Annotated in this window: 20 protein-coding genes and 1 tRNA gene; 8 read left to right on the forward strand and 13 right to left on the reverse strand. The window is 62.6% G+C overall.

Going from position 1 to position 21,307, the window contains the following annotated elements; translation table 11 throughout:
- Window positions 1–22: 22 nt before the first annotated feature.
- The 3 genes from VC352_RS04145 to VC352_RS04155 form a co-directional block, all read right to left on the reverse strand.
- A tRNA-Arg gene (locus VC352_RS04145) sits at window positions 23–97 on the reverse strand.
- Between the two features lie 76 nt (window positions 98–173).
- Complete coding sequence (locus VC352_RS04150) at window positions 174–1,286, reverse strand: Leu/Phe/Val dehydrogenase (protein ID WP_322978322.1); 1,113 nt, start codon at window positions 1,284–1,286, stop codon at window positions 174–176.
- A 73-nt stretch (window positions 1,287–1,359) separates the two neighbouring features.
- A complete protein-coding gene (locus tag VC352_RS04155) occupies window positions 1,360–4,827 on the reverse strand; it encodes an indolepyruvate ferredoxin oxidoreductase family protein (RefSeq protein ID WP_322978323.1) in 3,468 nt (1,155 codons plus the stop codon).
- Window positions 4,828–5,025: 198 nt separating this feature from the next.
- Between VC352_RS04155 and VC352_RS04160 the strand changes: the two genes are divergently transcribed.
- On the forward strand, window positions 5,026–5,493 hold the full coding sequence (locus VC352_RS04160) for an Lrp/AsnC family transcriptional regulator (RefSeq protein ID WP_322978324.1): 468 nt from the start codon (window positions 5,026–5,028) through the stop codon (window positions 5,491–5,493).
- A gap of 40 nt (window positions 5,494–5,533) precedes the next feature.
- On the opposite strand, the gene VC352_RS04165 is transcribed toward VC352_RS04160, so the two are convergent.
- Genes VC352_RS04165 through VC352_RS04200 form a run of 8 tightly spaced genes read right to left on the reverse strand, consistent with a single transcriptional unit; the run spans window position 5,534 to window position 11,650 of the window.
- Entirely contained in the window at window positions 5,534–6,427 is an 894-nt protein-coding gene (locus VC352_RS04165; protein ID WP_322978325.1) for a metal ABC transporter substrate-binding protein, read from the reverse strand.
- On the reverse strand, window positions 6,424–7,329 hold the full coding sequence (locus VC352_RS04170; protein ID WP_322978326.1) for a metal ABC transporter permease: 906 nt from the start codon (window positions 7,327–7,329) through the stop codon (window positions 6,424–6,426). Before VC352_RS04170 ends, VC352_RS04165 begins: the two co-directional genes overlap by 4 nt.
- Window positions 7,326–8,084, reverse strand: coding sequence for a metal ABC transporter ATP-binding protein (locus tag VC352_RS04175; RefSeq protein ID WP_322978327.1), 759 nt, complete (start codon window positions 8,082–8,084; stop codon window positions 7,326–7,328). The genes VC352_RS04170 and VC352_RS04175 overlap by 4 nt, the downstream gene beginning before the upstream one ends.
- Window positions 8,081–9,016 carry a metal ABC transporter substrate-binding protein gene (locus VC352_RS04180; protein ID WP_322978328.1) on the reverse strand — a complete coding sequence of 312 codons (936 nt, stop codon included), beginning with the start codon at window positions 9,014–9,016 and terminating at the stop codon, window positions 8,081–8,083. The genes VC352_RS04175 and VC352_RS04180 overlap by 4 nt, the downstream gene beginning before the upstream one ends.
- Before the next feature lie 15 nt (window positions 9,017–9,031).
- Window positions 9,032–9,598, reverse strand: coding sequence for a DUF6162 family protein (locus VC352_RS04185; RefSeq protein WP_322978329.1), 567 nt, complete (start codon window positions 9,596–9,598; stop codon window positions 9,032–9,034).
- Window positions 9,595–9,915, reverse strand: a complete 321-nt coding sequence (locus VC352_RS04190) for a hypothetical protein (protein WP_322978330.1) — start codon at window positions 9,913–9,915, stop codon at window positions 9,595–9,597. The genes VC352_RS04185 and VC352_RS04190 overlap by 4 nt, the downstream gene beginning before the upstream one ends.
- Complete coding sequence (locus tag VC352_RS04195; RefSeq protein ID WP_322978331.1) at window positions 9,912–10,451, reverse strand: thiamine pyrophosphate-binding protein; 540 nt, start codon at window positions 10,449–10,451, stop codon at window positions 9,912–9,914. Before VC352_RS04195 ends, VC352_RS04190 begins: the two co-directional genes overlap by 4 nt.
- A complete protein-coding gene (locus VC352_RS04200) occupies window positions 10,448–11,650 on the reverse strand; it encodes a PepSY domain-containing protein (RefSeq protein WP_322978332.1) in 1,203 nt (400 codons plus the stop codon). The genes VC352_RS04195 and VC352_RS04200 overlap by 4 nt, the downstream gene beginning before the upstream one ends.
- A 497-nt stretch (window positions 11,651–12,147) precedes the next feature.
- Between VC352_RS04200 and VC352_RS04205 the strand changes: the two genes are divergently transcribed.
- From VC352_RS04205 to VC352_RS04225, 5 genes are all read left to right on the forward strand, one after another.
- On the forward strand, window positions 12,148–12,306 hold the full coding sequence (locus VC352_RS04205) for a hypothetical protein (protein WP_322978333.1): 159 nt from the start codon (window positions 12,148–12,150) through the stop codon (window positions 12,304–12,306).
- A 264-nt stretch (window positions 12,307–12,570) separates the two neighbouring features.
- Window positions 12,571–13,086: a sigma-70 family RNA polymerase sigma factor gene (locus tag VC352_RS04210; RefSeq protein WP_322978334.1), complete on the forward strand. Its 516-nt coding sequence runs from the start codon at window positions 12,571–12,573 to the stop codon at window positions 13,084–13,086.
- The gene (locus VC352_RS04215) at window positions 13,083–14,006 is read left to right on the forward strand and encodes a FecR domain-containing protein (protein WP_322978335.1); all 924 of its coding nucleotides are present in this window, start codon (window positions 13,083–13,085) and stop codon (window positions 14,004–14,006) included. Before VC352_RS04210 ends, VC352_RS04215 begins: the two co-directional genes overlap by 4 nt.
- 124 nt (window positions 14,007–14,130) lie before the next feature.
- Window positions 14,131–16,566: a TonB-dependent siderophore receptor gene (locus VC352_RS04220; RefSeq protein WP_322978336.1), complete on the forward strand. Its 2,436-nt coding sequence runs from the start codon at window positions 14,131–14,133 to the stop codon at window positions 16,564–16,566.
- Between the two features lie 349 nt (window positions 16,567–16,915).
- Complete coding sequence (locus tag VC352_RS04225) at window positions 16,916–17,068, forward strand: hypothetical protein (RefSeq protein WP_322978337.1); 153 nt, start codon at window positions 16,916–16,918, stop codon at window positions 17,066–17,068.
- Window positions 17,069–17,255: 187 nt separating this feature from the next.
- Here the strand turns inward: VC352_RS04225 and phnN are convergent, their stop codons facing one another.
- Window positions 17,256–17,792 carry a phosphonate metabolism protein/1,5-bisphosphokinase (PRPP-forming) PhnN gene (gene phnN, locus VC352_RS04230; RefSeq protein ID WP_322978338.1) on the reverse strand — a complete coding sequence of 179 codons (537 nt, stop codon included), beginning with the start codon at window positions 17,790–17,792 and terminating at the stop codon, window positions 17,256–17,258.
- 561 nt (window positions 17,793–18,353) lie between these two features.
- Here phnN and VC352_RS04235 point away from each other — a divergent pair.
- A complete protein-coding gene (locus VC352_RS04235; protein ID WP_322978339.1) occupies window positions 18,354–18,680 on the forward strand; it encodes an Arc family DNA-binding protein in 327 nt (108 codons plus the stop codon).
- Between the two features lie 253 nt (window positions 18,681–18,933).
- On the opposite strand, the gene mgtE is transcribed toward VC352_RS04235, so the two are convergent.
- A complete protein-coding gene (gene mgtE, locus VC352_RS04240; protein WP_322978340.1) occupies window positions 18,934–20,376 on the reverse strand; it encodes a magnesium transporter in 1,443 nt (480 codons plus the stop codon).
- Between the two features lie 323 nt (window positions 20,377–20,699).
- On the opposite strand from mgtE, the gene VC352_RS04245 reads away from it, so the two are divergent.
- Complete coding sequence (locus VC352_RS04245) at window positions 20,700–21,188, forward strand: DUF4124 domain-containing protein (protein ID WP_322978341.1); 489 nt, start codon at window positions 20,700–20,702, stop codon at window positions 21,186–21,188.
- The last annotated feature ends 119 nt before the right edge of the window (window positions 21,189–21,307 follow it).

Here is a 21,307-nt window from a genome sequence, read left to right on the forward strand (position 1 = left end):
GTGACGCGAAGGTCTGGAGAGATGGCGTCCCCTGCTGGAATCGAACCAGCATCTAGCCCTTAGGAGGGGCTTATTCTATCCGTTGAACTAAGGGGACACGGCCGTATTGGCAATGGCCGGGCCGCATCTTAGCGGCGGCGCGTGCATTTGTCATGTCGCGCACCGCTCCGTACCTAGCGCTGCCAGCCCAGGGAAACCACCTTGGCGCTAGCGGCAGCACGCACGGGTTGCAGACCGCCGCGCAAACGCTCCAGCGCCATGCGGTCGGCAATCGCGGTGGTGGTCTCACCCTCGCGCTCGGCGCGCTGGAAGATTCCCGTCAGGGTCGGGCCGATACATTCGATATGCGCCTTGAGTTCAGCCGCACTACCGCCGGTACGTTCGTAGCAGACATCGATGATGCCGCCGGCGTTGATCGCGTAGTCCGGTGCATACAGGCACTCACGACGCCGCAGCAGCTCGGCCAGGCTGGCGTCGGCCAGCTGGTTGTTGGCGGCACCGGCGATAATCGGCGCGCGCAGGACTTCCAGCGTTTGCAGGTTGATAATCGCCCCCAGTGCACACGGCGCGAACACATCCACGTCGAGACGGTAGATCTCGTGCTGGCTAACCGCAGTAGCACCCAGCTGGCTGACGGCACGCTGCACGTTGGCCTCGACGATGTCCGTCACCCACAGCTGCGCACCGGCTTCCTTGAGCAGTTTGGCCAGGCCGAAGCCAACCTGACCGACACCCTGGATGGCCACACGTACGCCGGCCAGATCCTGCCGCCCCAGGCGATGCGCCACGGCCGCCTGGATGCCGATAAACACGCCGTAAGCGGTCGAGGGCGACGGATCACCGTCACGGCTGCCGCCACCGAAGGCTTCACACTGCCCGGCGCCTGCTACGTGGCGGGTGCGCTCGGCCATGATACGCATCTCGGCCACGCCGGTACCGGAGTCAGCCGCAGTGACATAGCGCCCGCCCAGGCTGTCGACGAAATCGCCCATGGCCTGGAACAACGCCTCGCTCTTGCCGGTGTGCGGATCGCCGATGATCACCGCCTTGCCGCCACCAAGCGGCAAACGGGCCAGCGCCGATTTGTAAGTCATGCCGCGCGACAGACGCAGCACGTCGCGCAATGCCTCCTCGTCCGTGGCGTAGTTCCACATGCGGCAGCCGCCCAGTGCAGGGCCGAGGGTGCTGTCGTGAATGGCGATGATGGCTTTCAGGCCGCTGGCCTTGTCGTGGCCGTAGACCACCTGTTCATGCTGATCGAAGTCGACGTGATTGAAAACGGACATCGGGTTACCTCGGATATAAAAAGCCGCCCCTCCCCCGCACGGGAGAGGGTGGCAAAGGGGATGGGGTTGAGGCTCAGGCAGCCGGTTCGAACAACTGCACCGCCGCTATCTCGCTGACAGTCAGACGCGCCTTGAGCTGACTCGCCTGCTCGCGCGCCTTGGCCAGCGCCGCTTCCTTGACGTGACCGTAGCCGCGGATCTGCTCCGGAATTTCGGCCAGCGCCACTGCCGTGCGGTAGTTACCGGCGTTGAGCTCGGCGAGCAGGTAGGCCACGTTGGCTTCGTACTCCTCGATCAGCTCGCACTCCAGGCGACGTTCGGCACTGTGGCCGAACGGATCGAGCACGCTGCCACGCAGGAACTTGAATCGCGCCAGCACGCCGAACGCCTTGAGCATCCAGGGGCCGAAGCTGCGCTTGCGTGGTTGGCCAGTGACCGCATCAGGCTTGCTCAACCAGCTCGGCGCCAGGTGGAACTGCAACTGGTAGTCACCTTCGAACTGCGCTTCGAGCTGCTTGCGGAAGGTGGCATCGCTGTACAGCCGCGCCACTTCGTACTCGTCCTTGTAGGCCAGCAGCTTGAAGTAGTAGCGCGCCACAGCCTTGCTCAGGCGCTGCTGGGCATCGGTATCGGCCTTGCGCACGCGCTCGACCAGCTCACGGTAGCGCTCGGCATAGGCGGCGTTCTGGTAAGCGGTCAGGCGCTGCACGCGGTCGGCGACGATCTCCTCCAGCGTGCTGCAATGCGGCGCCTCGACGACCTTGGGCGCTGCGACCTTCTCCACTGCTGCCAGATCATGCGCGGCCCGGCGGCCCCAGAGGAAGGCCTGCTGGTTGAGTTGAACGGCCACGCCGTTGAGCTCGATAGCCTTGTTGATCGCCTCAGCCGACACCGGCACCAGCCCCTGCTGATAGGCGTAACCGAGCATGAACAGGTTGGTGGCGATGCTGTCGCCGAGCAGCCGAGTCGCCAGACGCGTCGCATCGACGAAACGAGTCTTGCCCTCGCCCACCGCCTCACTGATCGCTTCGCGCATGGCCGCGCCAGGCACCTGAGCGTCCGGGTTGCGGGTGAACTCGGCAGTGGCTGCCTCATGACTGTTGATCACCGCATGGGCGATCTTGTCGTTGAGCTTGGCCAGCGCCTCTTCACTGGACGACACCACCAGGTCGCAGCCCAGCAGCAGGTCGGTTTCCCCGGCGGCGATGCGCACCGCGTAGATGTCGCTCTGCCGCGCGGCGATACGGATGTGGGTGATCACCGGGCCGAATTTCTGCGCCAAACCAGCCTGGTCGAGCACGGTACAGCCCTTGCCTTCGATATGCGCGGCCATGCCCAGCAGCGCGCCGACGGTGGTCACACCGCTGCCACCGACGCCGGGCAGGAGGATGTTCCAGGGCCGGCTAAGGGCCGGCTGTGTCGGCTCCGGCAAGGCGATGAACAGCGCGCTCAGGCCCACGGCCTCGGGCTTGCGCAGGCTGCCACCGTGGACGGTGACGAAGCTCGGGCAGAAGCCTTCCAGGCAGCTGAAGTCCTTGTTGCAGGCGCTCTGGTCGATCTCGCGCTTGCGCCCCAGTTCGGTTTCCAGCGGCAGCACCGACAGGCAGTTGGATTTCACGCTGCAATCACCGCAGCCTTCGCACACTGCCGGGTTGATGAAGGCGCGCTTGGCGGGATCGACCATCTTGCCGCGCTTGCGCCGACGGCGCTTCTCGGTGGCGCAGGTCTGGTCATAGAGGATCACCGACACGCCCTTGAACTCGCGCAGCTCACGCTGCACGGCGTCCAGTTCGCGGCGGTGGTGGAAGGTGACGCCCGGGGCGAAGGTGGCGCGAGTCGGATACTTGTCCGGCTCGTCGCTGACCAGGGCGATGCGTTTGACACCCTCGGCATGCACCTGCTGGCTGAGCTGGTCGATACGCAGCTCGCCGTCGATGGGTTGGCCGCCTGTCATGGCCACCGCGTCGTTGTAGAGGATCTTGTAGGTGATGTTGACCCCGGCAGCCACGGCCGCACGCAGGGCCAGGTGACCGGAGTGGAAGTAGGTGCCGTCGCCGAGGTTCTGGAATACGTGCGGCGTGTCGGTAAACGGCGCCTGGCCGATCCAGGTCGCGCCCTCGCCGCCCATTTGGGTGAAGGTGTCGGTGCTGCGATCCATCCACTGAGTCATGTAGTGGCAACCGATGCCACCGAGAGCGCGGCTGCCTTCCGGCACCTTGGTCGAGCTGTTGTGTGGGCAGCCGGAGCAGAAATGCGGGGTGCGCGCCGTCTTGTGCTTGGGCGCGGCTAGAGCCTTCTCCTTGGCATCAAGGAAGGCCAGTCGCTCTTCGATGGTCGGGCTGCTGTAGATCGGTGCCAGGCGCTTGGCGATAACCCGGGCGATCATCGCCGGAGTCAGCTCGCCCAGATTCGGCAACAGAGAATTGCCCTGCTCGTCGAACTCGCCGACCACGCGCGGACGCTTGCCTACGGGCCAGTTGTAGAGCTGGCCGGTCAACTGGTCTTCGATAATGCTGCGCTTTTCTTCCACCACCAGGATTTCGTCCAGGCCCTCGGCGAACTGGTGCACCGACACCGGCTCCAGCGGCCAACTCATGCCGACCTTGAGCACGCGCAAGCCGACCTTGGCGCACAGTGCTTCGTCCAGGCCGAGGTCATCCAGTGCCTGACGCACGTCGAGATAGGACTTGCCGGTGGTGATGATGCCCAGACGCGGGTTGGGCGAGTCGAGTTTGACCTGGTTGAGGTTGTTGGCCAGGGCAAAGGCGCGCGCGGCGTAGATCTTGTAGACGTTGAGGCGTTTTTCCTGAGCCAGGGGCGGATCGGGCCAGCGGATATGCACGCCGTCTTCGGGCAGTTGGAAATCCTCGGGGATCCTGATCTGGATGCGCAGCGGGTCGACATCCACAACGGCCGAGGAGTCAACGTTCTCGGCGATGGTCTTCAGCGCCACCCAGCAACCGCTGTAACGCGACAACTCCCAGCCGATGATGCCGTAGTCCAGCACTTCCTGGACGTTGGCCGGGTTGAGCACCGGGATCGACGCGGCGATGAAGGCGTGCTCACTCTGGTGGGCAATGGTCGATGACTTGCAGCCGTGGTCGTCACCGGCCAGCAGCAGTACACCGCCGTGTTTGGAGACACCGGCCGAGTTGCCGTGCTTGAACACGTCACCGCTGCGGTCGACACCCGGCCCCTTGCCGTACCACATGGCGAACACGCCGTCGTAGCGCGCACCGGGGAACAGGTTGGCCTGCTGGCTGCCCCACACCGCGGTCGCGCCCAGCTCTTCGTTGACGCCGGGCTGGAAGTGAATGTGGTTTTCCTTCAGGTACTCGCGCGCGTCCCACAGGCTCTTGTCCAGCCCGCCCAGAGGCGAGCCACGATAGCCGGAGATGAAGCAGGCGGTATTGAGTCCGTAAGCGGCGTCACGCTGCTTCTGCAGCATGGGCAGGCGGGTGAGCGCCTGAGTGCCGGTCAGGTAGAGGTGACCAGTCGCGAGGCGATATTTGTCATCCAGGCGGATTTCGGCCAGAGACATGGAGCGCTCCTTTTATTCTTATGGCGAGCACGAGGAGCGCGACGGTAGATACGCTCCGTTGAGTCCTGCCGCAGGATCACTGCGACGGATTTGCCTAAATCATGACCGGAGGGTTCCGCTTTTTTCTTTCTATTTTCGGGTAGCCGCAGCAATACTGCGCATGATCCTTCCAACAATCACAAGAAAATGGAGACAATCATGCAGGACAAGCTGAGCGCCATCGACCGGCGGATTCTCCGCCTGCTGCAGCACAATGCCGACCTCTCCGCTGCAGAGGTGGCGGAAAAGGTCGAGCTGTCGCAATCACCCTGCTGGCGGCGGATCAACCGCATGCAGGAAGAGGGGCTGATCGAACGCAAGGTCGCGCTGCTCAACCACAAGCGCCTGGGCTTCGGCATCACGGTGTTCGTCGACATCAAGCTGTCGGCCCATGGTCGCGGCAATCTGGATGAATTCGAGCAGGCCGTGGTCGGCTACCCGCAAGTGCTGGAGTGCTACAGCATGGCTGGCGGCTCGGACTATCTGCTCAAGGTGGTAGCCAAGGACATCGCCGATTACGAGCGTTTCCTGCGCGACCACCTGCTGCAGCGCCCGCACGTGCAGGAGGCGCATTCGCATATCGCCATGAGCGAGGTCAAACGCACCACCGAACTACCGCTGGACTGAGCGTAGGGCGGGTCGACAGGCGCCCCGCATGAGTACGGTTCTACTGCTGGGAAAGTGCGCTGATCACCTGCTCGATGGTGCCGGCCAGGGCAGCCACCGGATCGTCAGCCTCACCATCGACGATCAGCAAACGGGCACCAGCCGCCTCGATGGTAGACGCCAGGGTCTTGTCCGATTGCCGGTCACTCAGCACCAGGCGCACGTCGTTTTCCTGCAGCGTGGTCTGGAGCTGCTCGATCCAGGCCGGATCAGGCTTGCGACCGGGCGCGGCATCCGGCAGCGCCACCTCATCGAGATAGAGGCTGGTGATCAGGTAGACAAAACCAGGCGACAAGCTGGCGACGCCAAGGTTGTCCAGTTCGGCCAGACGACCTTCGCTGGTCGCGTTCAGCTTCAGCAGGCGCTGCTTGATTTCTCCCAGATTGCGTGTGATCTGCGCCGCGTCATCCGGGCTAAGCCGTGTCAGATCGGCGGCGATCACATCGGCCATCCGCCCGAGATTGTTGATGCTCAGCCAAGGCTGATCCGCCAGGGCATCGGCCTCTCCCTCGCTGAGCGCGATACCGGGCAGCGCGCCGTCGACCGGACGCGCGGCATCCACCTCGACGATGCGGATATTGCTGCGGCGCGCCATGGGATAGAGTGGATCCTGAGGCCACAGGGAGCGCAGCGCGATCACTGCATCAGCGCTGCTTGCTGCTTTTTCCAGCGCCCCAGCACCTCGGCCACTGAAGTAGGAGACCTGCCGAGTCGCCGGCAGATTGGCTGGAGCGGCGCGCAACATCTGCGCCTGCGCCCCCTGCAGCAAACTAGAGCCCAAACCATAGGTAACCGGCAGGCTGGCGAGCACGCGCACCGGCTCACCGGCAGTGGCCAGCGAGACGACGAGCGACGAACCGATGGCGGCGATGGCATTGAGGAGGACTTTGTTCATCCCAGATTTCCCTTGAGGGCCGGCAGCAGGCCGCGAGCGATAGCAGCGCCCGCGAAGACCACGCCGGCCATGATGATGATCGAAGCGCCGGACGGCACCGGCAGCTCCAGGGCGATGGGCAGGAAGATGCCGATCAGGGTGCAGCAGGTGGCGATCAGCACCGACAGCCAGAAGAAGCCTTTGAGCGATTGACTGAGCAAGCGAGCCGCCGCCGCCGGAATCACCAGCAGCGCGCCGACCAGGATGGCACCGATGACCTTCACCGCCGCTACCGTGACCAGCGCCACCAGCATGACGAACAGGTAGTCCAGCGGCCCCACCGCCACGCCACGCACGCGGGCCAGTTGCGGGTTGAAGCTGGCCAGCATGAAGCGGTTGTACAGCGGAATGGTCAGGGCCATGACCAGCAGCGAGACAAGAGCCAGCACCGCCAGATCCTGGGCGTTGACCGTCAACACAGAGCCAAACAGGACGTTCTCCAGGATGTGGATATTGATGCGCCCGGCCAGCACCAGCAGCAGGCTGGCGCCCACCGCCAGTGATACGGACAGGAACACGCCGATCAGCGTGTCCGGCGCCAGCCCGGTGCGGTTACGCAGGTAGTTGAGCAGCAGGCCGAACAGCAGGCAGTAGCCGAACAGGCTGCCATAGGGGCCGGTGTAAGGTTCACCGAGCAGGATGCCGATGGCCACGCCGGTCAGCGCCGCATGGCCGACCGCTTCGGAGAAGAAGGCGAAGCGCTTGACCACCACCAGAGTGCCCAGGCCACCAAGCACCGGGCCGATCAGCAAACCGGCGAACAGCGCATTTATGACGAAACCATAGGCCAGCGTTTCAGGTAGATAACCAGCCGCAGCCCAACCCTGGAGCAGTTGCCGCAGTTGCTCGAAGAACGCGCTCACAGACCGCCCTCCCCACTTGCCACTGGATGGCTGGAGAACAGCTGCAGCAGCCGCTCGGGCTGAAGTACCCGTTGCGGCGCATCGTCGAACAGCAGCCGTCGATTCAGACCGGTGACCCGATCGGCCAAACGCCCGACCGCTTCCAGGTCATGTTCCACCCAGAGCACGGTCACGCCGGCCTGGCGCCAGTCCTCCAGCAGCCGCTCGAACACCCGCATACCTGTCTCATCCAGCGCCGCCATGGGCTCGTCGAGGATCAAGAGTTGTGCCGCCGGCACCAGGCCCTGGGCAAGCAGCACGCGCTGGCGCTCACCACCGGACAGCGCGCCCATGCGTCGCTTGCGCTTGTCCAGCATGCCGACACGCGCCAAAGCGTCCTCGATGGCCGGGGCATGCTGGCGCGACAGGCCGAGGAAGGCCGGACGCACCTGGCACATGGCGGCCATGAAATCGTCCACCGTCATCGGCAGGCCACGGTCGAACTCCAAGGCCTGGGGTACGTAGCCGATCACGCCCGGCTCGCCGGGCCAGTGCAGGCTCAACTCACCGCTGTGCGGCATCTGCCCGAGCAGGGTCTTGATCAGCGAGCTCTTGCCGCCACCGTTGGGCCCGACCAGCGCATGCACGCTGCCGGCACGCACCTGGAAGCTGATGCTATCGAGGATACGGGTACGCCCCAGCTCGAGGCTGACCTCCCGGAAGTCGATGCCAGGGCCTGTGACCGTCACGCTGGGCAAGGCTTCGGCAACGGTCATGCACCGTTCTCCTGGATGGCGCGTACCACGGTGTCGAGGTTGCGGGTCATTTCCTCCTCATATTTGCTCGCGGAGTATTCACCGTAAGAAATGTGCGTGAGCGGATAGAGATGCACCCCAGACTCGCGCTGGATGGTCTCGACATAGGTGGAGGGGAAGTCCATTTCCGAGAAGATCACCTGCACGTCCAATTCGCGAAGTTGGTCGATGGTCTTCTTCAACTGGCTGGGGCTGGGCTCGATACCGTGCGCCGGCTCAACCACGGCGGTCACCTCCAGGCCGAACTCGCGCAGCAGGTAGTCGTAGGCGCCATGGATGGTCGCCACACGCAACGCGGCGCCCTGCGTCTGGTTCAGGCGCGCCAGAGCAGCGGCACGCAGCGTGCGCAGGCGCTTGCCGTAGGCGCGGGCGTTCTGCCGGTAGGCCTTGGCGTTGTCTGGGTCGAGCTTGCCCAGCTCCCTGGCGATGGTATTGACCTGGGCGATGGAGGCGCTGATGGAGAGGAAGGTATGCGGATTGACCACCTTGCCCGCACTGCGTGCCGCCTGGCCAGTGGCCGCCAGCAGCGGTACCCCGGCATTGGCCTCGATCAGCGTCAGGTCGGGCTTCTCGCTGGCGGCGATCATGCGCTCGGCGAAGTCATCGTGGCCCACGCCGTTGAGCACCACCACATCCAGAGTGCCGATGCGCTTGATATCCTCGGCGCGCGGCTCGTAGGCATGCGGGTTGAAGCCGGCCGGAATCAGCGGTACCACCTCGGCCTTGTCGCCGACGATATTGCTGACATAGCTGTAGTAAGGGTGCAGGGTGATGCCGATACGCAGGCGCTTGCCTTCAGCGGCATGAACCAGGCCGGAGAACAGGCAGGCACTCAGCAGGATCAGGGCGGCAGCCAGCAGGCGGCGCGAGGCGAAGCGGTATAGGGTCGACATGAGTTAATCCAAGAATCAGTGGCGGTGTTGGCGGGTAACGCCGGCGTCGAACTGGCTGGCCACCTGGCGCCAGCCGTTAGCCGCCAGCGCCTGGTCACGCAGGTCGGTCGGCGGCTCGCCCCCGGCGGCACGGTTGAGCCAGACGCTGGCAGCCTCGCCGTCCAAACGCAGGAGGAAGGAACCGGCGACATCTTCGGCCTCGCTGCGGCCGAAATAGGCGACCTGCTCGTTCACCTGCAGCAGTTGCCAGCGATGGCCGCCACGGTTGGCGGCACTGGCATCGGCGATAAAGGGGGCAAAGCCCTCCTCGGCCAGTTGCTCTGGTTCAGGCAGGGCTTGCCCGTCTTCCAGGTAGAGGCGCAGTTCGTCGAGCGCCACCAGCAGATCGGCGTGGATGCCCTGCTCCGCCGCGCTGAGATCGCGCCGCGCATCGAACTGGTCGCTGGCGCTTGCCACCTGCTGCGCGGGCTCGGCACGCCAGGCCACCACGGTGGCCGCCAGCAGCACGATCAACAAGGCCACCAGGCACACATAAAGGGTTTCGTGCCCGGCCCCGGCTGGGCGTATCACCTGTACCGTCATGGGTTCTCGATATCCGCATGGTCGATTTCCACGACATGGCCGGGACCGGCATCGAACAGCACATAGAACTCGCCATCCGGGCGCTTGAAGCTCAGGCGCGAGTCGTCTCCAAGCTTGCCGGCCACGAGGATCTGCTCGTCGTAGCCGATCACGTCGAGGGTCACCCCAGGGGCGCCGCTGCCATCGGAAAAGCCTCCAGTGCAAAGAATCTCGTCCTGGCCATGGGCCTCGCACTCACAAACCGGGTTGTGCGCCTGAGCCACGCAAGACAAGCCAATACCTGCGAGCAGCAGCGAAAGTCGATAGAGGTTGTTCATCGCTTGTCTCCTTGTCGTTCGAGCCAGCTCAGCGTGGCTGGCGAGGCCTGCGCGAGCGGGACGGAGGCTTGGTGCATGGAGCCATCCCAGCCCTCCATGGTGATCCATAGTTCAGCGTTGGTCTGGGTGCGAACCGGGATGGGTACGCCGGCCTCCATGCGGTAGGGACTGCCGAAGAAGATCACACCAGCAGCGCGTAGGCTGCGCGGCTTGCCGATGCGCAGGTAGGTAGCCTTGACCTGGTCGATGCAGGCCGTGCACAGCGCGGCATTGAAATGCTTGATGTAGCCGGCGGTGCCTTCCAGACGCGGCCCCTCCTCGAACAGCTCGGCCAGGCGCAGGCTCCAGGGGCCGACCTGTACCTCGCCGATCTCCCGCTGGCCGAGCCCGCTGTCGCCGCGAAACAGTGCCACCTCCTGGAAGTAGCGAGGCATGAAGGCCAGCGGAATCAGCACCAGCAGGATGTTCAGATGGAAACGCCAGCGCTGCCACAGACGGCCCAGGGCGCTGGACGGCAGAGTCTCAGCCTTGCTCATGGCTGGCCCTCCGCGGTTTCACCGAGGCGGATCGGAGCAGGCTTTTCCGGCTTGGCCACACGCGGTTTGCGCTTGGCCAGGGCAGCGGTGGCCTGCACGGTGCGTTTGCTCCAGATCAACAGGCCACTGAGCACCATCATGCTCAGCAGCAGGCCGAAGACGAACCACAGCAGCTTGAGCCACAGCCCGCCAAAATCGCCGGTATGCAGAGGCCGCATCGACTCGGTGACGAACTCCAAGGCGGTACGATCCGACAGCAGGCGGGTGTGATCGACATGGCCGTTGTAGGGATTGATCGAGGCCCCCTGGAACATCAGCGGGTACCAGCCGCGCCCCCAGACGGAAATATGGCCGTAAGCGTTGCTCGGCAGGCCAATGAAGCTCGCTTCCAGCCCTGGGATGCTGGCGCTGGCGATCTCGACGGCCTGATCGATGTCGAGTCGCGGCACGCTGGCACCGGGCTCGACCAGCGGCACTTCATCGCGCGCCACTACGGGCGGGATGCCTTCGGTGGAAATGGAGATATGGTTGTCGGACAGCAGCGCCTGGATCAGGAACCACACCCCGGTAATGGAAATCACGGCGATGAACCAGATCGACCAGATGCCGGACAGGCGATGGAAGTCGCCCCAGAAGATGCGTGCGCCCTGGTTGATGCGCAGCGTCGGCCTGAGGAAGCCCCGCCAGAACTTCTTGTAGACCACCAGGCCGGTGATCAGCGAGGCCAGCATCGGCAGGCCCATCATCGACACCAGGTACCAGCCCCAACTGAAGCCATTGGTGAAGGGCACCAGCCACCAGCCGTGCAACGCACGGGTGAACTGGCGGAAATCGAACTGCGGGCTGACGCCCTGGATGGTACCGGTGTATGGGTTGACGTAGAGCGTCGGCGTCCTGCCATCGGGGTAGCTGACGCTCGCACTCAGCGCGAAGTGATCCTCCTGCGGCCGGCTGATCGACTCCACGATGACATCGGGATCGGCGCGCTGGATGGCTTGCAGAATCTGACCGTAACTGAGCCGCTCGGCGTCGTAGGTCGGTTTGCTGGCACGCACGTCCGGGTTGGCCAGCCAGACGATCTCCTGGCTGACCGTAGCCAGGGTACCGGTCACGCAGATGATCAGCAGGAAGAACCAGACCGGCATGGCCAGCCAGCTATGAACGAGGAACCAGATTCTGGAGCGGGACTTCTTCGACATCTGCAAACCAGGAGTGAATGCCATGCAGGGCAAGGCAGGGTGCATGAGGCATAAATTGCGCTTTCATCCCGGTAAGACGGACGAGACGGCAAAACCTGCAAGTGCAGATGTAAGAAATTTTTATTTCGCTCAATTTCGGCCAACTCAGAGAGCAGCCGCTCAGCCTGCAGACCAGGCGATTTGTGCTGGCCTACAGGCTCTGTGTTACTCCTCGATTCACAGTCGCGGCCTGAGCTGAGCCTCGATCTGCGCCTCCTCGAAGGACAGCCATGGCCATTGCTGCTGCGAGAACAGCCGCGTCTAGTCAGCATGGTGCGGGGACACAGGATAGGCCGACGGGGAAAAGGCCAGCACACCACGAACCTGCGGCCCGTTTCGCTAAAGCTGACCAACTGGATGTAGGTGCTGCCACCCACTACTTCCAGATAGCCGTCGAACGGCTGACTCTGGATGGCCTTGTAGATGCCCAGCTCGCCATCGCCCTCTGGGATAGCCGGGTGCTCGCCACCATGGCTGCCGACCTGCACCGAACCCAAGTCTCGGCCCTCGCCCAGCGCAGCGACCTGTTCGACCAGGAGTATTTCGCCGGGGTCAGCTCCTACGGCATCTACGGCGAACCGCGCAACTTCATGACCTCGCTGAAATACACCTATTGATCCATCCCAGAGCGCACCTGGGAATAACGTCTGCGCTCCAGCGAGTAAGGGGGATAACTTGGCGCTTATCCGCCCGTTACGTTACCAGGGTCTGATTGTTCCCGGACTCGCGCGAGAAGACCTCCATCTGGGTGCAGCGCCTACAAATTGCCGTAATAGAACACCACAGCTCGGACATGCTCTGCGCAAAATCCATTCCCAAGCCTCATTTCCATCGCTAGAATTGCAAAAAATTCTTATTCGCAACCATCAGCAGGAGACGGGATGTCTACGCTGCTCCCCGACACGGCTACGCACGCCCAGTTGGATACCCTCTACCGCAGCCACCATGGTTGGCTGCACGGCTGGCTACGCCAGCGCCTGAACAACTCCGCCGATGCCGCCGACCTGGCCCAGGACACCTTCATGCGGGTACTGGTTGCGCGTACGGCTGAGGGCTTGCGCGAGCCGCGGCATTATCTGGCGACCGTCGCCCGTGGCCTGGTGATCGATCTTTACCGCCGTCGCTCTCTGGAGCAGGCCTATCTGGAGGCCCTGGCCCTGCGCCCCGAGCAGCACGCACCATCGACCGAGGAACGCGTGCTGATTCTCGATAGCCTGCTGGCCATAGACCACATGCTCGACGGATTGGGCGAGCGCACGCGCGGCATCTTTCTCGCCGTGCAACTCGACGGTCTGAGCTACGAGAAGGCCGCCGCAAAGCTCGGTGTATCGGTGACGACGGTGCGCAAGCATCTGGCCAAGGCACTGCTGCACTGCCTGCTGCTGGAGGAGGCATGAGAGCCATCCTCGCCGAGGCGGTGGACTGGTACGTGCGACTCAATGACAGCCAGGCCGATGCCGCTACCGAGCGGGCCTGGCTGATCTGGCTGCACGCCGACCCACGCCATGCCGAGGCCTGGCAGCGCCTGCAGCAGTTTCAGCAGCGCCTGGCGGTGACCTCACCGCAGTTAGCCGCTGCCGCCTTGCAGGGCGCCCGTCAGGGCCGGCGTAATGCACTGAAGGTACTCGGCCTGCTGCTCGGCGTCGGGGTGGTCGGCTGGCAGGGCTATCGCGCCTCGCCGTTGAGCGCCGACTACGCCACGCGGGTCGGTGAGCGCCGACGGGTGACGCTGGCCGATGGCAGTCGCCTCGAACTGAATACCGATACGCGGGTAGATATCCGGTTCGATGCGGTGCAGCGCCTCATTCAATTGCAGCAGGGCGAAATCCTTGTGCAAACCGCTCAGGACTCGCGCCCTCTTCGTGTGCGCAGCGCCGAGGGCAGCATTCGTGCGCTCGGCACCCGCTTTGTTGTGCGCCAGCTCGAAGACACGACGCGAGTGACGGTCGAAGAGCATGCAGTACAGATCCAGCCGCGCCTGGCCGCTACGGCAATCGCCCAAGTAGAAGCCGGCCAGAGCGTGGAATTTCGTGCAGATCAGCTCGGCACTGTGCATTCGGCGCCAGCCAACGCATCGGCCTGGACTCAAGGCATGCTGGTGGCAGTCGACTGGCGCCTTGACCAACTGCTTGCCGAGCTGTCGCGCTATCGCCACGGTTATCTGGGCTGCGCACCGGAAGTGGCCGGCATGCGCCTGTCCGGCGCCTTCAACGTGACTGACGATGAAACCATCCTGGCCAGCCTGCAGGACGCTCTGCCGGTCAAGGCGCGGCGCCTGACGCGCTACTGGGTGCGTATCGAAGGGCGCGGCGCATAACGGCTCATTTCCTGCGCCTGAAAAATATTTCATCACACAGGTAACAGATTCTCATTTCCTGTTCGGCTATCTATTCACGCGTGCCGCAGACGCCCGCTTTTGCCATCCGCACAGGAGCTACCCGATGTTCGCTTGTCCTTCCCCACTCGCCCGCAGCGTTCGCCAAGCCGCACTGACACTGAGCCTTTCCGGTTCGTTGTTGGTGGCCGGCAACGCCTGGGCTGAGCCGATCAGTTACAACATTCCTGCCGGCGACCTGGCCGCTGCATTAAGTCAGTTCGCCGCTGCCAGTGGCGTGACCCTCAGCTTCAGCAGCGGTGAAACCGTCAATCTGGAGAGCAGTGGCCTGCACGGTGAATACGAGGTGGAAGAAGGCTTTATGCGGCTGCTACAGGGCAGCGGGCTGAGCGTGCAGAAGGCCGGCGATAAACGCTACGTGCTGGTACGAATCCAATCCGAGAATCTGGAGCTGGGAACCGCCACCATCACCGGCACGCAGTTGGCAGAAACCACCGAAGGCACAAGCTCCTACACCACCGGGGCGATGGCCACGGCTACCAAGCTCCCGCTGTCCATACGCGAGACGCCGCAGACCGTGACCGTGGTGACCCGCCAGCAAATGGACGACCAGGGCGCCCTGACCGTGGGCGACGTTCTGGCGAACACGCCGGGGATCTCGGTGCAATCCTTCGACAGCAACCGCCAGCTGTATTTCACCCGTGGCTCCGATATCACCAACTATCAGTACGACGGCGTCAATACCATCGTCGACAACATCTACGAGGGCTCACCGCACGGAGATACCGTCGCCTACGACCACATCGAAATCGTCAAGGGTGCCACCGGCCTGATGACCGGTTCGGGCGATCCGTCGGCCACCGTGAACCTGATCCGCAAGAAGCCGACCCGCGACTTCAAGGCCTCGATCACCGGCATGGCCGGTTCCTGGGACAACTACCGCACCGAAGGCGATATTTCCGGGCCACTCAACGACGAGGGCACCCTGCGCGGCCGCTTCGTGGCCGCCTATCAGGACAGCAAAGCCTACCAGGATCACTACAAACAGAAGAACGATGCCCTCTACGGCATCCTCGAAGCCGACCTCAGCCCCGATACCCTGCTGACCTTCGGCATCGACCGGAACACCACCACGCCACGGGGCGTGTCCTGGACCGGCACCCCGGTGTACAACTCCGATGGCAGCAAGACCGACTTCTCGCGCTCGTTCAACCCAGGCGCGAAGTGGAGCCGCCGCGACTTCGAGTCCACCACCTATTTCGCCTCGCTGCAGCAGGGGCTGAGCAACGACTGGACGCTCAAGGTCAGCCTGGATCACATGATCACCGATCATGACACACGCCTGGCCTCGGCCAGCGGCGGCAACCCGGATCCGGACACAGGAGAAGGCATGTTCTATTACTGGGGACGCTGGGAAGGCCATCGCGTGCAGAATTCTGCCGACGTGAACCTGTCCGGCCCCTTCGAACTGTTCGGCCGTGAGCACGATCTGGTGATCGGCGCCATGGCCGCCCACTCGAAACTGACCGGCGACACCTACGACGGCAGTGCCTTCAGCCTGGTTTCAGGGAGCATTTACGACTGGGATGGCAACCTGGCGGAACAGGACTTCCCGGTGAACGGCGAGTACGAGACCACCCAGAGCCAGAATGGCATCTACCTCGCTACCCGCCTTCACCCGACTGATGATCTGAGCGTGATCCTCGGCACCCGGGTCAGCACCTTCAAGTTCAACAATGACGAAGACTATTTCGTGAATAACGATGTCCATGCCAGCTACAAGGAGCACGGCGTCGTCACCCCCTATGCCGGGGTCGTCTATGACCTGAATGAAACCTACTCGGTCTACGCCAGCTACACCGCGATCTACCAGCCGCAGACCAACAAGGACGCCAGCGGCGCGACTCTGGCGCCGGTAGAAGGCAACGCCTACGAGGCCGGCCTCAAGGCGGCCTACCTGGATGGCAAACTGAATGCCACGCTGGCCTTCTTCCGCATAGAAGAAGACAACGTCGCGCAATTCATCGAGACCGTTACCACCCCCGGCGGCACCAGAGATGTCTACGAAGCCATCGAGGGCGCCACCACCAAGGGTGTGGAGCTGGAACTGTCCGGTGAGCTGATGGACGGCTGGAACCTGTCGGCTGGCTACACCTATGCCCGCAGCCGCGATGCCGACGAGCAACGTGTCTTCGGCTACCCGCTGGCCACGACCCAGCCTGAGCAAGTGGCTCGCCTGTTCACCACCTACCGCCTGCCAGGTGCTCTGGAGCGCGTCACCGTCGGCGGTGGCGTGAAGTGGCAGAGTGCGTTCTACGGCAGCATCTATAACCCGGTACTGAACGACTCCACGCTGATCAAGCAGAGCGACTACACCCTGGTCGACCTGATGACGCGTTACCAGCACAACGAACACCTGAGTTTCACGCTCAACGCCAACAACGTGTTCAACAAGAAGTACCTGTCGGGCCTGGGTAACTTCGACACCACCTATTACGGTGAGTCGCGCAACCTGATGTTGACCACCCGCTGGGACTTCTAAGCCAAGCTGGATTGACCGATCAAACGTGCCGTTCGAGCGTCAAAACTGTCGCATCTAGCTGGTTTCTCCAGAAACCTGGGCCTCCCCAGGTTTCTGGATATCTCTGACAGATCAAGGGCGACGTATTTGCCTTGCACGCTGTATCCAATGAACGCCAACTTATCGCGTTAGCTACATCGCTCTATGGATTCACTCCAGAGTAAATCCCCCACTACGGCATTCGTTCAGTTGCAGAAGCCTCCCTTCCACACCTGAAATGGAAATCCCCCATGAGCCAACCAACGCGCGGCGCCTTCGGCGAACTACTGCTCCTAGTCAAGTCCTTCTGACCGCTGCCGTCGTCCTCGGCATGCTGGGCGGGCTGAGCATCGCGGCGCTGCTGGCGCTCATCAACAAGACCCTGCATGCCAGCGAAGGGCTGAACCAGGACGTCGTCCTGGCCTTCGCCCCGCGGGCGATCGCTGACGGCAAACCTAGTGCGGGGCGGCAGCAGAGGCGATGACCTCAAAATATGATTTTTATTTTTTAAACACCACAATAGTGCGGCACCAACAGGCAAACCCGGCAGGCTCGGCGACAGCAGGGATGATTCGGAAGCGGCTCGAGCCAAGCGCCCTCGCCAGACGGAGATCCTGCAGCAGATAGTCGACACAAACAGAGGCGGCGCATGGTCAGCGCTTGCGACGAACCTAGCCAAGCAGTTGCAGGAGACGGGTAACGCTCTGTTGCAGGCTACCGCCGTTATCGAGGATAAGCACATCACCCCGTCCCCGCTGCAATTCTCGGCTGCGTGCCAGACGCTGCTCGATCTGCGCCAGCGTTTCTCTGCCTCGAGCCAGTAGACGCTGACGTAGCACCGCCTCGTCGACCTGCAGAAGAATCGCCAGCAGCTCCGGATAGCGTTGACGAGCAGCGTCGAGATATCCACGCGAACCATTGATCAGCACATCCTGCCCTGCCCTGAGCCAGTCATCGATCTCACGCGGGATGCCATAAGCGAGGCCATTGGCCCGCCAGCTCAGAGCGAAGGCGCCCTCACCTTCCAGGCGCTCGAACTCGGCATCGCTGACACCAATGGCGTCCTCACCGACGGACTCGGCACTGCGCGTGATAACCCGCCGAGCGAATCGGCAGCCGTAGGCTTCGAGCGGCACACGCGCCGCCTGTAGCAAGCTGTCCTTGCCCGAGCCAGATGGGCCCATCAGATAGATCAACCTGCCTGGCATCGCACTCCTCAGCCCTCGGAACATGGGTTACCAGCATCACGACGGCAAAGACAGGGACGCCAACGGGCGCTATCCAGCGAGTCGCTCAAGGCCGCATTCTGCAGCACCTCTACCCCATGAGCGAGAACAAAGGCGAATCCGCCCATACCCGCACGTCGCCTCGTATCACCGTCCACGTACTGGCCGTCTACTATCACCAGTGAAATAGGAGAAAATGCAGCGTATCGCAAACCAGGGATATGCCACGGTATGCGCAGGCGGTCACAAACCGCAGCAGAACAGGCCAATCGAGCGAACCGAGGCTGAATTTTTCAGGCGAAGGGACATCGAAGAAACATGTTATGACGAATGCTGCGCATTTCTGACAATCGGTGCTGGCATAAAGCCGTTATGCCGATCACAATGTGACACGTATTTGGCGTCAAGGAACTGTTAGTAAGACCTTCGGTCATAACGACGCAGAACGCGATACCGGTTGAACGGCTAGTGCTAAAGACGGTCAAACCGGTGACAATCTCGACACTGACTACCAGTATCGCTCCCTGAACTAACCGGTAATGAATGCGCCCTATGAAACAGGCTACCTACTCCAGCCGCACGGCTGACAAATTCGTCGTTCGCTTGCCTGATGGCATGCGTGAGCGTATCGCTGACGTAGCACGCAACCATCACCGCAGCATGAACTCGGAAATCATTGCCCGCCTTGAGCAGAGCATGCTGCAGGAAGGTGCGCTGGATGAGGATCTCAACCTGCGCCTGGACAGCCCTGAGCTGTCACTGCACGAACGCGAGCTCCTGCAACGCTTCCGTCAGCTGTCGCGTCGCCAGCAGAATGCGCTCGTCGCACTCATTGCTCACGACGTGGAAATGGCCGCCGAAGAAGCCTGAGGCGAGCCTCTCTGCAAAAAGACCGGCCTTGCGCCGGTCTTTTTTTGCTCACGAATAACGTCCACAGCACGCCTTGCTCAGCGATACCGCAGGCACGCCGACAGCCTCATGAGCATCTGAACTGACGACCGAACCGCAAGGGTTCTCAGCCGCCCTCACGGGCGACTATCCGCCTGCATTCCGAACATCTTCAGCGCGACCGCATCATCAAGACTGCGGTCTTTGCAGACATCTGGCCGGCAGACGGATCGACCTATAGCAGGAAGACCGACGCCAACCCGAGGAAGATGAAAAAGCCACCACTGTCGGTCATCGCGGTAATCATCACGCTAGCCCCCATAGCAGGATCACGCCCAAGCCGCGCCAGCGTCATGGGAATGAGCACCCCCATCAGCGCCGCCAGCAGCAGGTTGAGGGTCATCGCGGCGGTCATCACCACACCCAACGACCAACTGCCGTAGAGCCCATAGGCGACGGCGCCGATCACACCACCCCAGAGAATCCCGTTGATCAGGGAGACGCCCAGTTCCTTGCGCAGCAGGCGCTTGGTATTGCCGGTACCCACCTGATCCAGCGCCATCGCGCGCACGATCATAGTGATGGTCTGGTTGCCGGAATTGCCGCCGATGCCGGCAACGATGGGCATCAGCGCCGCCAGCGCCACCAGCTTCTCGATCGAACCTTCGAACAGCCCGATCACCCGCGATGCCAGGAAGGCAGTGACCAGATTGATCGCCAGCCAGGCCCAACGGTTGCGTACCGACTTCCACACCGAGGCGAAGATATCTTCTTCCTCGCGCAGACCCGCCATATTCAGGACTTCGCTTTCGCTTTCCTCACGGATCAGGTCGACCATCTCGTCGATGGTCAGACGACCGATCAACTTGCCGTTCTTGTCCACCACCGGCGCAGAAATCAAGTCGTAACGTTCGAAGGCCTGAGCGGCGTCGTAGCCGTCCTCATCCGGGTGGAAACTCACCGGATCATCGGCCATGACCTCGCCAACCTGCTTCTCCGGGTCGTTGACCAGCAGGCGTTTGATTGGCAACACGCCCTTGAGCACGCCGTCGTAATCGACCACGAACAGCTTGTCGGTATGGCCCGGCAGTTCTTTCAGGCGGCGCAGATAGCGCAGCACCACTTCCAGGCTGACATCTTCGCGGATGGTGACCATCTCGAAGTCCATCAGCGCACCGACCTGATCCTCTTCATAGGACAGGGCCGAACGCACGCGCTCGCGCTGCTGGGCGTCGAGCGACTCCATCAGCTCATGCACCACGTCACGCGGCAGTTCCGACGCCAGGTCTGCCAGTTCATCGGCGTCCATATCCTTGGCGGCCGCGAGAATCTCGTGATCGTCCATGTCGGCGATCAGGGTTTCGCGTACCGCGTCGGACACTTCCAGCAGGATGTCGCCATCGCGCTCGGCCTTGACCAGTTGCCAGACGGTCAAACGCTCATCGAGCGGCAAGGCTTCGAGGATGTGGGCGATATCAGCAGGGTGCAGATCCTCGAGCTTGCGCTGCAGCTCGACGAGATTCTGCCGATGCACCAGGCTCTCGACCCGGTCGTGATGCTGGCCTTCCTGACGATGAGTCAGGCCTTCGACCAGCTTGTGCCGATGCAGCAGTTCGATCACCTGGGCCAGGCGATCCTGCAAGCTTTCTTGCGGCTTTTTGGCTTCTACTTCAGTCATAACGCGCTCCACCCCCAGTTGGCGGGCACGCCAGAGGGGATCAATCAGGTATTACACGATTGTGCGAGGGGAGTATTGAGTAACTACTGGGTAAGTCCATGGTGGTATTCCACAAGCCCCGGCGGGGCTGACGCGGCGAATGATAACACCGCAAAACAGCTTTGTACGTGACAAAAGCACGGCAAGAACAATTGCTTGCGACGCAAACTTCGATCACGCATGAAAACCTGGCAATGCGACGCCAACCATTGCACCCAGGACACCCTGGCGCGTACGAAAAAACGGTCTAACCTTGATTGAGTAACCGTCACGGAGGACGAACCATGCGAGGATCGCACTTCGCAGCGCTCTTGGCCGCTGCGCTTCTCTCCCCAATTCAAGACTCCTCAGCAGCCAGCGTGTTCCGCTGCGTCGACGCCAGCGGCCACGTGACCTTCACCCGTCATGGCTGCAGCGCCGATGAGGAGCAGCACCTGCAGGACGTGCGTAACCACACACCCAGTAGCGGAACGGTCATCCCCTTGGCCGATACCGGTCGACAGGGCCGATCCAGCAAGGCCAGCGCGGACGGACTGGTGATAGTCGGCCAGCAGGACGACGGCTGCGGGAACCTGCTGACCAGCAGCGAAAGACGTCAGGCAATTATCCGCAAGGAAATACGCAGCGGCATGAGCCTGAGCGACGTGGAAAGCAGCCTGGGCAAACCGGACAAAATCTCCCGCCAGAACGGGCGACAGCGTTATTACTACGATGACAAACGCGGTAAACGCCAGCAGATCAACTTCGACGAGGCAGGCTGCGTGAAAAAGTGAGGCGCAAAGAAAAAGGGCCTGCATTACTGCAGGCCCTTTTTTATATGGCGGACTCAGGAGGATTCGAACCTCCGACCGCTCGGTTCGTAGCCGAGTACTCTATCCAGCTGAGCTATGAG

It is taken from the genome of Pseudomonas sp. C11 (assembly GCF_034683865.1).
Classification (GTDB): Bacteria; Pseudomonadota; Gammaproteobacteria; order Pseudomonadales; family Pseudomonadaceae; genus Aquipseudomonas.